This is a genomic window from Olsenella sp. AGMB03486 (genome assembly GCF_040884255.1).
In the GTDB taxonomy this organism is placed as follows: domain Bacteria; phylum Actinomycetota; class Coriobacteriia; order Coriobacteriales; family Atopobiaceae; genus Olsenella_L; species Olsenella_L kribbiana.
Genome location: NZ_JBEVTM010000017.1, coordinates 47,750 through 58,895 on the forward strand (window position 1 = coordinate 47,750; position 11,146 = coordinate 58,895).

The following is an 11,146-nucleotide window of genomic DNA, read 5'->3' on the forward strand; positions in this document are numbered from 1 at the left end:
ATAGTTCGGTATTCGCCGGCCATAAGGACTGGCGAATGACAAAGGAGGAATCGTGAACGTTATTGGCTACGGTCTCTGCGTCATTGGTGCAGCACTTGGTATCGGCCTCTCTGCAGCCAACGTTGCAAACAGCATGGCTCGCCAGCCCGAGGTCCAGGGCCGACTCTTTACCGTCTTCATCCTGGCAGCGGCATTCATCGAGGCTCTGTGCCTGATTGGCTTCGTCGTCTCGATTATGTAGTCCAGGCCAGCAAGCGGAAAGAGGGAGCAATATGGATTTGAAGAACAACAGCTTCTTCCGCGGTATAGCTGCGAGCGCGGCGGGCGTCGTCGCCTTTGCGCTCCCGACGCTGGCATTTGCTGAGGAGTCTTCGGGCGGCATGGCACTGCTCATGCCGAGGCCGGCAGAGTTCATCCCGGCCTGCATCGCCTTCATCATCATCTGGATCGTTCTCGCGAAGTTCGCCTGGCCTTCCGTGCTGAAGGCAATGGATGCTCGCGAGGCCAAGATCAAGGGCGATCTGGACGATGCCGCAAAGGCAAAGGCAGATGCCGAGGCGACGAAGAAGGAATACGAGAAGCGTCTCGCAGATGCCAACCGCCAGGCCGACGAGATTGTCGCAGCTGCAAAGAAGGAGGCCGAAGCCGAGCGCTCCAAGGTGCTTGCCAAAGCCCAGAAGGATGCAGCCGCAACCGTCGCAAAGGCCCATGATGTGGTCGATTCCGAGCGCCACAAGGCCATGATCGAGATTTCCAGCTCTGTCGTCGACCTCTCGGTCGAAATCGCCAGCAAGATCATCGGCGATGGACTGACCCAGGATCAGCAGCGTCAGCTGGCCGAGAAGTACCTTGCGGAAGTAGGTAGCGCTGATGGCAAGCAAGAATGATGAGGAGAAGGTCGAGGCCTATACCCGCGCACTGCTCGATGCAGCCCGTTCCGAGGGAAGAGCCAATGCCGACCTTGTCCAATGGCAGCATGCCGTCAAGTTCACGCCTGAGGTCCTCGAGACCCTCACGGCGATGCGTGAGGACAATGACCTCGATCTTGTAAAGGATGTTGCACATCAGTACAAGACCCTGGTCGACCAGGATGACAAGACCGTGTCCGTCACGGTCACGACAGCTGTGCCGATGGATGACAAGCTGAGGGGAGAGGTGCGCGCAAAGATGGAGAAGGACCTCAAGGCCCCGATCTATCTCGTCGAGCGTGTCGATCCTTCAATCATCGGCGGCATCGTCATCGAGGAGCGTGGCAACCGCTATGACGCTTCGGTGAAGGCGCAGCTCGTCAACATCAGGAAGAAGCTTTCTACATCCTTCCTCGGAGGTGAAGAATAGTGAGCCAAATCAGCTCCGAAGCCATCATGGCGCAGCTGCGCAGCCAGCTGGCTGGCGTGACCGCCACGGTGGATACGCAGGAGTCGTCTGTGGTGACCCAGGTCGGCGACGGCATTGCCCGTGTCTCCGGACTCAAGTCTGCCATGGCAGGAGAGCTTCTGCAGTTCACGAGCTCTGAGACGGGACATACCGTGTACGGCCTGGCGCAGAACCTCGACGAGCACGATGTGGGCGCGGTCCTGTTCGGCGAAGTCGACTCCATCAAGGAGGGCGACGAGTGCCGCACGACCGGTCGCGTCATGGACATTCCTGTCGGCCACAAGATGCTCGGCCGTGTCGTGAATCCGCTCGGCCAGCCGATCGACGGTCTTGGCCCGATCAACACGACGCACCGCCGTCCGATCGAGTTCAAGGCTCCTGGCATCATGGAGCGCCAGCCGGTCTGCGAGCCTGTCCAGACAGGCCTGCTTGCCGTTGATGCAATGGTGCCTATCGGACGTGGCCAGCGTGAGCTCATCATCGGCGACCGCAAGACGGGCAAGACCGCCATTGCAATCGATACGATCGTGAATCAGAAGGACACGGATATCATCTGCATCTACGTCGCTATCGGCCAGAAGGCCTCGACGGTTGCATCGATCCGCGAGTCCCTGAAGCAGCACGGCGTCCTCGACAAGACGATCATCGTCTCTGCTACGGCTGCCGATTCTGCTCCTATGCAGTACATCGCTCCTATGGCAGGCGCTGCCATCGGCGAGTACTTCATGTACAACGACGAGCATGGCCATCCCGCAGATGCGCAGCATCACGGCGGACACGTGCTCGTGGTCTACGACGACCTGTCGAAGCAGGCCGTGGCCTATCGTCAGATGTCGCTGACGCTTCATCGTCCGCCTGGACGCGAGGCCTACCCGGGCGACATCTTCTATCTGCATTCGCGCCTGCTCGAGCGCGCCTGCAAGCTTTCTGACGCCAACGGCGCAGGATCGCTCACGGCACTCCCGATCATCGAGACGCAGGACGGCGATGTCTCGGCCTATATTCCGACGAACGTGATTTCCATCACGGATGGCCAGATCTACCTGCAGACGAACCTGTTCTTCCAAGGCCAGCGCCCGGCAGTCGATGTCGGCATCTCGGTGTCTCGTGTCGGCGGCGCCGCACAGCTGAAGTCCATGAAGCAGGTTGCAGGCACGCTGCGCTCCGACCTTGCATACTACCGCGAGAAGCAGGCCTTCTCCCAGTTCGGCTCCGACCTGGATGCAACGACCCAGTACCAGCTGAATCACGGCGCACGCATGACGGAACTGCTGAAGCAGGGCCGCTATGCCGCACTCGATGTCGCCGACCAGGTGCTCACGCTCTTCGCGGGCAAGGAAGGCTACGTCGACGATCTCGATCTCGACCTCGTCGTCCCGTTCAGGGATGAGATGGTCCAGTACATGGCTACCCGCCATGACGGGATTCGCCAGGAGATCCGCAAGAACCGCATCTCCGACGCAATGGCCGACCAGATCAGGACGCACCTCGACCACTTCAAGGCGAGCTTCCTCGAGAAGCACGGCGTGAAGAAGGAAGAGGAAGACACGGACGAGAACGAGAAGGCGTGAGGCACGGCACATGTCGAACCTTCGCGAGATAAACAAGCGCATCTCCTCCGTCACAGCGACGATGCAGATCACGAGGACGATGGAGATGGTCTCCACCGCCAAGATCCGCAAGGCATTGGAGCGCGCCGAGCAGGCAGCACCCTATAAGGATGCAATCAAGCGCATGCTCGCAAACGTCGCCAATGCCGGCGTCGACCTGTCGCAGCCGCTCCTGGCCACGCACGACAAGGAGAAGTGCGTCCTCTTCATCCTCATCGCATCCGACCGCGGCCTTGCTGGTGGCTTCAATATCAATCTCCAGCGCGAGGTCCAGCATGAGATGGAGACCCTGAAGCGCCAGGGCAAGAAGAGCCTCCTCATCACGTGCGGCAGGAAGCCTACGGACTACTTCACCTACCGCGGCCTCGAGCCGGTCATGTCCTTCGTGGGCATCTCCTCCGAGCCGACGATGGACGAGGCAGACCGTATCGCCTCCTATGTCATGGACGGCTACAAGGCCGAGACCATCGACCGCGTCATGCTCTACTACATGCACGCCCGCAACAGGGTCGACCAGGACAAGGTCACCGAGCAGCTCCTGCCCGTGCGTACCGAGGATCTTGTCATTCCTAACGCACCGCGCAATCCCGAGGCGCTCGAGCATGTCGGACACGAGCTCTATACGGAGTTCACGTTCGACCCCAGCGCTTCCAAGGTGCTTGGATATCTGATGCCGGCCTACATCAGGACGGTCATCTTCCACGCGCTGCTTGACTCCGCCGCAGCAGAGCATGGCGCACGCCGTCGCGCCATGCAGTCCGCTACGGACAACGCGAACGAGGTCATCACATCGCTTTCGCGCATGTACAACCGCGTCAGGCAGGGCTCCATCACTACCGAGCTCAACGAGATCATCGGCGGTGCGTCCGCATTGGAGGACAACTGATGGCAGAACAAGAAAAGAACAGCGTCGACTTCGAGGCGCTTGCGCGCGACTACCGCAAGCATAGCGCCGGTGTCGGCACCGTCGTGCGCATCGTCGGCGCTGTCGTCGACGTCGCGTTCGACGACCAGGTGCCTGACATCTACAACGCCCTCATCGTCGACGGCGAGACCCCCATGGGCAAGGTCCATGTGGTGCTCGAAGTCGAGTCCCAGCTTCCGCACGGTGTCGTCCGTACGGTCGCCATGGCATCGACCGACGGCATGCAGCGTGGCCTCAAAGCAAAGGATACGGGCCAGCCTATGATGATGCCGGTCGGCGAGGCAACGCTCGGCCGCGTCTGGAATGTCATGGGCCAGCCGGTCGACGGCAAGCCCATGCCTGAGGGACTCGCGTATTATCCGATCCACCGTCCGGCACCTGCCTTCGAGGACCTGACGACGACCATGGAGGTCTACGAGACCGGCATCAAGGCCATCGACCTCCTGGAGCCGTATGTCCGCGGCGGCAAGACGGGCCTCTTCGGTGGCGCAGGCGTCGGCAAGACCGTCCTGATCCAGGAGCTCATCAACAACCTGGCACAGGAGCACGGCGGCACGTCCGTCTTCACCGGCGTCGGCGAGCGTACCCGTGAGGGTACCGACCTCTACCTCGAGATGAGCGAGTCTGGCGTCATCAACAAGACCTGCCTGGTCTACGGACAGATGAACGAGCCACCTGGAGCACGTCTTCGTGTCGCTCTTGCCGGCCTTACGACCGCAGAGTACTTCCGCGATCAGGGCCAGGACGTCCTGCTCTTCATCGACAACATCTTCCGCTTCTCGCAGGCAGGCTCTGAGGTCTCCGCACTTCTTGGCCGCATGCCTTCCGCAGTCGGCTACCAGCCGACGCTCGCAACGGAGATGGGCGACCTGCAGGAGCGCATCACCTCGACGCGCGAGGGCTCGATTACGTCTGTCCAGGCAGTCTATGTCCCGGCAGACGACCTGACCGACCCGGCACCTGCCACGACGTTCACGCACCTCGACGCCACGACGGTCCTTTCGCGTGCCATTACCCAGCTTGGCATCTACCCGGCAGTCGATCCTCTTGCCTCCTCCAGTTCCGCCCTCGACCCCGCTGTCGTCGGCGAAGAGCACTACCGTGTCGCCACGGCCGTGCAGGAGATCCTACAGGAGTACTCCGACCTCCAGGACATCATCGCCATTCTCGGTATGGACGAGCTCTCCGAAGAGCAGCGCCAGACCGTCAACCGTGCCCGCAAGGTCCAGCAGTTCCTCTCCCAGCCGTTCCACGTGGCCGAGAAGTTCACGGGCCAGCCGGGCGTCTACGTCAGGGTCGAAGATACCGTCCGCTCGTTTGCTGCCATCATCGACGGCGAATGCGACGATATCCCCGAGCAGGCATTCCGCAATGCCGGCAACATCGACGATGTCCGTGCACGTGCAGCAAAGATGAAGGCCGAGGCGGAGGGCTCCGCCGAGGCTGAGTAGGGAAGTACAGATGGCAGAACTCACCTGTCAGATAGTGCGACCGGATAGGCTCCTCCTTGAGGGGCCTATCGCCCATGTCGTGCTTGTCTCATATACCGGCGAAGTCGGCGTCTGGCCGGGCCATGCCTCTGAGATCCTCGCTCTGGGCGACGGCGTCATGCGCATCACCCGCCGCAAGGAGGATGGCGGCGACCTGCGTCGTATCGTCATTTCCGGCGGCTATGCCGAGATCGACAACAACACGGTCATCGTGCTGGCCGACCATGCCCGCGACATCGATGATATCGATCCTGTCGTCGTCGAGCAGACGAAGCAGAAGGCGCTCAATGCAAAGAACGCCCTGCCGGAAGACGACCACCGCCGTGCGTACTACCAGAACAAGATCGACTGGTGCGACCTCCTTCTGAAGGAAGCGCCGACGGCTGCGGCCAAGCAGACCGCATAGATAGGAAGTACATGGAAGTTATCCAGATAGAGGGCGGCTATCCCGTCACAGGCGAGGTAACGGTCGAGGGTGCAAAGAACTCCGCGCTGAAGCTCATGGCGGCAACGATCATGGCGCCCGGCACGACGACGCTCACGAACGTCCCGAACATCTCGGATGTCCATGTGATGGGGAAGGTGTTGAAGCGTCTCGGCGCTACAATCAAGGTGCGCGACACCCATACCCTCGTGATCGATACCTCGAACGTGGACAAGTGGGAGACGCCCTATGAGCTCGTTGCCCAGATGCGCGCCTCCACGGCAGTGCTTGGCCCCTTGCTTGCCCGCTTCGGCAAGGCCATTGTCGCTATGCCTGGCGGCTGCAACATCGGCGCCCGCAAGATCGATATGCACATCTTGGGCCTTGAGGCCCTGGGCGTGAAGTTCGAGATCGACCACGGCAACATCCATGCGTCGGCACCTGATGGCATCAAGGGCGCCATGGTGACGCTCGAGTTCGCTTCGGTCGGCGCGACAGAGAACCTGATGATGGCAAGCGTCTTCGCAAAAGGGACGACGACCATCGACAATGCCGCACGCGAGCCTGAGATCGTCGATCTCGCGAACATGCTGAACGAGATGGGCGCCAGCATCAAGGGTGCAGGCTCTCCGATCATCGAGGTCGAAGGCGTGAAGGAGCTCCACCCGGTCGAGCATGCGGTCGTCGGCGACCGCATCGAGGCGGGCACCTTCCTCGCGATGGCAGGACTCACGAAGGATCCGATCACGGTCCGCGGCTTCGAGCCGCAGCATCTGGGGCTCGTGCTCAGGAAGTACGAAGAGATGGGCATGAAGGTCGAGCGCGGCAGCCGCTGCTGCACCGTGTCCCGCATGGGAAGCCTGCGTCCTGTCGATATCCAGACGCTTCCGTATCCGGGATTCCCGACCGATATGCAGGCCCAGACCATGTGCGTGCTCGCGCTTGCCGAAGGCACCTGCATCATCACGGAGAACATCTTCGAGAACCGCTTCATGTTTGCCTCCGAGCTCAACCGCATGGGAGCAGACATCAAGATCGAGGGACACCACGCAATCGTGCACGGCGTCAAGACCCTGCAGGGTGCGCAGGTGAAGTCGCCCGATCTCCGTGGTGGCGCTGCCCTTGTGATGGCAGGCCTTGTCGCGGAAGGCACGACGACAGTATCGGCAATCCACCATATCGACCGCGGCTACGAGCGCTTCGTCGATAAGCTCCAGTCCCTCGGAGCCCACGTCGTGAGGAAGACGATCGAGGCCGACGACGAGGATTTCCTCTGATAGGAACTCATTGAACGTTTCAGGGCGCAGCTTTCAAGGCTGTGCCCTTTTTTCATGCGGAGGCAGGGTCTGGTATGCTCGTCTGAAATGGGCTGCATGCAGATGCGCCCAAGATGGGTAAGAGAACGCAGACAGCAACTTTGGATGCGGAGAAGCATATGGCAAGAAACGATATCGCGCCGGAGCATAGCCTGACGATGGCAAACGAGGACTACCTCGAGTCGATCTACCGGCTTTCGAAAGAGGCGGTAAGCACGGACGGCGTGCGGTCGGTCGATGTGGCTGAACAGCTCGGGGTCTCGAAGGCCTCGGTCAACAAGGCGCTCTCGACGCTCAAGGAATCCGGCATGGTCGAGCAGACCCGCTATGGCAAGGTCACGCTCACGCCGGAAGGCAAGGAATACGCTGCGCACGTGTGGCTCTGCCACCGCGTGCTCAGGAGCTTCCTCACAAACGATCTGGGTGTCGAGCCCGAGACGGCAGACGAAGAGGCCTGCCTCATGGAGCATGCACTCTCCCACGATACGCAGAAGCGCTGGATCGAGTACATGAAGAAGCAGGGCGTGACATTCGAGAGGTAAGGGCCTATGGCTGAGCTTGATGCAGATGATGAGGCGGCGCAGAGCCTGAGCGAGCTCCTGGCGCCTGATGGGAAGGGCACGCTCGTCTTCCCGGGGGATATCCGCTACATCCTGTCGGAGTTCCCGTCGGGCGAAGAGGTGACCGACGCTGAATGGCTCATGTTCGAGCAGGAGACGGTGGCCCATGCCCACAGAATCTATCACGATGTGGGTGCAGATGTCGCCGTGACGTTCACGGAGCGCTGCTCGGCACCGACGCTTGCAAAGGAAGGCACTGGCATCCGCATGGAGGATGCCTGCGCGCGTGGCGTGCGTCTTGCCTTCAGGAGTGCTTCCCCCTTCGTCGTAGGCGCGCTCGGTCCGAGCTGCCTGGACGATGCCTCGTCAGAAGATGAAGCAGTGAGGGCCTATGAGGATGAGGCACGCTGCCTCATCTCGAAGGGCGTGCATGGGCTGCTGCTGGCTTCGATGCCTGATCTGGCGCACCTGAGGGCTGCTGCCAAGGGTGCAGGCTATGCGGCAATCGCCCGCGAGCTGGGAGCTTACCGTCCGATCATCGGCTCTGTCGTGCTCGACTCCGGACACAATCTCGCAGACGGGGCCTCGGTCTTCGATGCGGTGGCAGAAGCAGGAAAGCTGGGGCTTGCCACGCTCGGTGTCGAAGGGCTCGATGCGGTCAGCGCCTGCGCGCTTTCGGACCGTCTGTCCGAGGCAGCGGCTGAGGCAGGCGTATCTCTGCTCGTGCGCATTGCCGACACGACGGAGCGCGGCGCCCGGACGGACCGCTCGCGCCTCGACAGCATGCATGCCGTGGCGACGGCTATAGCCGACCTTGTACGTGCTGGCATCCGCCTTGTCGGCCCGGGCAAAGGTGCCGGCCCTGAAATGGCTGGCGTCATGGCAGACACGTTCGACCAGCTCGATCTCTAGGGATGGAGACTCGGGGCCCCAATTGTGGAGCATCCGTGCAAGACAGGCAGATTTGTGCCGTCTGCGGCGCAATGTCGGGCCGCACAAGCCGATGGGTGGCATGTACAAGGCAATGAGCGCTATCCTGAACAGGCTGACTGATAGTGCAAATGACTGAACAATGCTTCTGAAAGGTCAATTCCATGAAAGCCATCATTCCAGCTGCAGGACTCGGAACCCGCTTCCTCCCGGCCACGAAGTGCACGCCGAAGGAGCTCCTTCCCGTCATCGACAAGCCGGTCATCCAGTACGTCGTGGAAGAGGCACTCGAGCCTGAGGGAGTCGACGAGGTCGTGATCGTGAACTCCCGCATGAAGCCGCAGATCGAGCACTACTTCGCAAAGGACGAGGAGTTCGAGGCATATCTGCATGCCCATGGCAAGGATGCGCTGGCAGAAAAGGTCGCAGCAGCAAGCGCGCTTCCGGTCTCCTTCGTCTACCAGGAGAAGCCGCTGGGACTCGGACATGCCATCCACTGCGCAGCAGACAAGATGGACGGAGACCCGTTCTTTGTCCTCCTCGGCGACTATTTCGTGCCTGACCGCCAGATGTGCGTGAGGATGGCAGAGGTCTCGAAGGCCCACAACAACTGCTCTGTCATCGCGGTGGCGCCCGTCCCTGAGGACCAGGTCAGCCGCTACGGCATCGTCGCTGGAGAGTGTGTTGGCATGCTCGACGGCACAGATGTCACCGATCCCGAGTCTGAAGGCGCGGTCTGGAAGCTCTCGGGCATGGTCGAGAAGCCGAAGAAGGAGGACGCACCGTCCCACCTCTTCATCGTCGGCCGCTATCTCCTTACCCCTCGCGTCATGGAGCTCCTGGCAACGCAGGCGCCGGGCGCCGGCGGAGAGATCCAGCTCACCGATTCGATGCTGAAGCTGCTTGACGAAGAGGAAATGTACGCTCTGGTGGTCGATCCGGCAGAGGGCTGCGATACCGGCACTCCTGCAGCCTGGGCGGCCACGAACGCACGCATGGCACTCGAAGACCCCAGCCTGGCGACTGCCTTCAAGGAGGCGCTCGGGGAGGTCAAGCTCTAGGAGCCTTATGGGAATCATCCGGTTCGGAACGCGTGGCTGGCGGGCACGCTATGGCGAGGGGTTCGATGCCTCGTCGGTCGCCCGCATCGCAGAGGCGCTTGCCGTCCTCTGGTCGGATACGCGTTCCGGCGCAACGATACTGGTCGGATACGATACCCGCCGCGATGCCTGCGAACTCGCAGATGTCGCGGCGGGCGTTCTTGCTGCGGCAGGCCTGCATGTGAAGGTGTCGGACAGGCCCTGTCCTCTGCCTGCACTCGGCTGGAACCTTGCACAGGACGCAATGGCTGTAGGCGGCATCATGATCACGGCTTCCGAGGCCGATGCCGACTACGGCGGAGTGATACTGCGCATGGCAGACGGAAGCCCTGCCTCCCGCATATTCATGGATGAGGTCGAGGAGCTCATCGCGCCTGTCGCACCTCTCGAGCGCGGCACGTTCGAGCATGCCGACCTCATGACTGCCTATCTGGCTGACATCGCATCGAAGGTCGACTGTGACCTCATCGCCTCGGCCCATCTCAAGGTCCTCGTGGACCCCATGTATGGGGCAGCCTCAGGCTATATGGCAGAGCTTCTGCGCGGCATGGGGTGCGAGGTGTCAGAGATCCACGGAGGTCCGAGCACCGACTTCGGCGGCATCCATCCCGATCCGACAGAGCCCTGGGTCGACGAGTGCGAACGCAGCATCGTCGCACAGCACGCAGATTTCGGCCTCGTCTTCGACGGGGATGCAGACCGCGCAACAGCGGTGGATGACAGGGGAGTGCTGCTCGCACCGAAGGCCTTCGTGCCGCTCCTTATGGACCATCTGGCAAGTGACCGGCATGAGACGGGCCGCATCGTGGCCACTATCTCGTGCTCGGCAAGCATCAAGACGCAGGCAGAGCGCCTGGGGCTCGATATGACAGAGACGCTCGTCGGATTCGGACGTCTCTACAGCGAGATGTGGGATGGAGACGTGCTCCTGGCGACCGAAGAGTATGGCGGGGTCTGCCTGCCATCCCATTTCCCGGAGCGCGATGGCCTTCTGGCCGCGCTCCTTCTTGTCGAATATGTCGCTGCACGCAGGAAGCACCTGAGCGAGCTTGTGGAAGAGCTCGACCAGAATATCGGCTCCTTCTTCTACGGCAGGCGCGATGTGCGCCTCGACTATGGGGCGATAGAGTCGTTCCGCCTCCTGCTTCCCGGCCTCAATCCGCCAAGCGTGGCTGGCAAGGCACCCTCACAGGTATCGCATGGCGACGGGCTCAAGCTGACCTTCGATGATGGGTCATGGACGATGGTGAGGCCATCGAGGACCGAGCCGACCGTCAGGGTCTATGCAGAGGCCCATACGGCAAAGGAGCGCGATGCCCTGCTCAAGTCGAGCGTGGGCATGCTCGAGTCGTTCTGAGACGGCTGAAAAGAGGGGATGCTGAAGAGGGCGCCGGAGGGCGCTCTTTTCAGCATA

12 protein-coding genes are annotated in these 11,146 nt (G+C 61.5%); all 12 read left to right on the forward strand.

Annotated features, from left to right (window positions below; translation table 11 throughout):
* Positions 1-52: 52 nt before the first annotated feature.
* The 12 genes from atpE (at position 53) to ABVS03_RS08960 (ending at position 11,089) form a co-directional block, all read left to right on the forward strand.
* On the forward strand, positions 53-241 hold the full coding sequence (gene atpE / locus ABVS03_RS08905; RefSeq protein ID WP_330971505.1) for an ATP synthase F0 subunit C: 189 nt from the start codon (positions 53-55) through the stop codon (positions 239-241).
* Positions 242-272: 31 nt separating this feature from the next.
* Positions 273-887, forward strand: coding sequence for a F0F1 ATP synthase subunit B (atpF, locus tag ABVS03_RS08910; RefSeq protein WP_330971504.1), 615 nt, complete (start codon positions 273-275; stop codon positions 885-887).
* Positions 871-1,338: an ATP synthase F1 subunit delta gene (atpH, locus tag ABVS03_RS08915; RefSeq protein WP_330971503.1), complete on the forward strand. Its 468-nt coding sequence runs from the start codon at positions 871-873 to the stop codon at positions 1,336-1,338. The genes atpF and atpH overlap by 17 nt, the downstream gene beginning before the upstream one ends.
* Positions 1,335-2,948, forward strand: coding sequence for a F0F1 ATP synthase subunit alpha (gene atpA / locus ABVS03_RS08920; protein WP_330971570.1), 1,614 nt, complete (start codon positions 1,335-1,337; stop codon positions 2,946-2,948). Before atpH ends, atpA begins: the two co-directional genes overlap by 4 nt.
* A gap of 10 nt (positions 2,949-2,958) precedes the next feature.
* Entirely contained in the window at positions 2,959-3,873 is a 915-nt protein-coding gene (atpG, locus tag ABVS03_RS08925; protein WP_330971502.1) for an ATP synthase F1 subunit gamma, read from the forward strand.
* Positions 3,873-5,363: a F0F1 ATP synthase subunit beta gene (gene atpD / locus ABVS03_RS08930; RefSeq protein WP_330971501.1), complete on the forward strand. Its 1,491-nt coding sequence runs from the start codon at positions 3,873-3,875 to the stop codon at positions 5,361-5,363. The genes atpG and atpD overlap by 1 nt, the downstream gene beginning before the upstream one ends.
* Positions 5,364-5,373: 10 nt before the next feature.
* Complete coding sequence (gene atpC / locus ABVS03_RS08935; protein ID WP_330971500.1) at positions 5,374-5,808, forward strand: ATP synthase F1 subunit epsilon; 435 nt, start codon at positions 5,374-5,376, stop codon at positions 5,806-5,808.
* 11 nt (positions 5,809-5,819) lie between these two features.
* Complete coding sequence (gene murA, locus ABVS03_RS08940; RefSeq protein ID WP_368018830.1) at positions 5,820-7,103, forward strand: UDP-N-acetylglucosamine 1-carboxyvinyltransferase; 1,284 nt, start codon at positions 5,820-5,822, stop codon at positions 7,101-7,103.
* Between the two features lie 158 nt (positions 7,104-7,261).
* Positions 7,262-7,684 carry a metal-dependent transcriptional regulator gene (locus ABVS03_RS08945; protein ID WP_330971498.1) on the forward strand — a complete coding sequence of 141 codons (423 nt, stop codon included), beginning with the start codon at positions 7,262-7,264 and terminating at the stop codon, positions 7,682-7,684.
* 6 nt (positions 7,685-7,690) lie between these two features.
* The gene (locus tag ABVS03_RS08950; RefSeq protein ID WP_368018831.1) at positions 7,691-8,614 is read left to right on the forward strand and encodes a homocysteine S-methyltransferase family protein; all 924 of its coding nucleotides are present in this window, start codon (positions 7,691-7,693) and stop codon (positions 8,612-8,614) included.
* Between the two features lie 182 nt (positions 8,615-8,796).
* Positions 8,797-9,693: a UTP--glucose-1-phosphate uridylyltransferase gene (locus ABVS03_RS08955; RefSeq protein ID WP_368018832.1), complete on the forward strand. Its 897-nt coding sequence runs from the start codon at positions 8,797-8,799 to the stop codon at positions 9,691-9,693.
* 7 nt (positions 9,694-9,700) lie between these two features.
* Positions 9,701-11,089 carry a phosphoglucomutase gene (locus ABVS03_RS08960; protein ID WP_330971495.1) on the forward strand — a complete coding sequence of 463 codons (1,389 nt, stop codon included), beginning with the start codon at positions 9,701-9,703 and terminating at the stop codon, positions 11,087-11,089.
* Positions 11,090-11,146 lie beyond the last annotated feature (57 nt).

Excerpts from the sequence above, each read along its gene's own strand:
- atpF (WP_330971504.1), top strand. The coding sequence starts at position 273 with ATGGATTTGAAGAACAACAGCTTCTTCCGCGGTATAGCTGCGAGCGCG.
- atpD (WP_330971501.1), top strand. The coding sequence starts at position 3,873 with ATGGCAGAACAAGAAAAGAACAGCGTCGACTTCGAGGCGCTTGCGCGC.
- murA (WP_368018830.1), top strand. The coding sequence starts at position 5,820 with ATGGAAGTTATCCAGATAGAGGGCGGCTATCCCGTCACAGGCGAGGTA.
- ABVS03_RS08950 (WP_368018831.1), top strand. The coding sequence starts at position 7,691 with ATGGCTGAGCTTGATGCAGATGATGAGGCGGCGCAGAGCCTGAGCGAG.
- ABVS03_RS08945 (WP_330971498.1), top strand. The coding sequence starts at position 7,262 with ATGGCAAGAAACGATATCGCGCCGGAGCATAGCCTGACGATGGCAAAC.
- ABVS03_RS08960 (WP_330971495.1), top strand. The coding sequence starts at position 9,701 with ATGGGAATCATCCGGTTCGGAACGCGTGGCTGGCGGGCACGCTATGGC.
- atpH (WP_330971503.1), top strand. The coding sequence starts at position 871 with ATGGCAAGCAAGAATGATGAGGAGAAGGTCGAGGCCTATACCCGCGCA.
- ABVS03_RS08955 (WP_368018832.1), top strand. The coding sequence starts at position 8,797 with ATGAAAGCCATCATTCCAGCTGCAGGACTCGGAACCCGCTTCCTCCCG.
- atpG (WP_330971502.1), top strand. The coding sequence starts at position 2,959 with ATGTCGAACCTTCGCGAGATAAACAAGCGCATCTCCTCCGTCACAGCG.
- atpC (WP_330971500.1), top strand. The coding sequence starts at position 5,374 with ATGGCAGAACTCACCTGTCAGATAGTGCGACCGGATAGGCTCCTCCTT.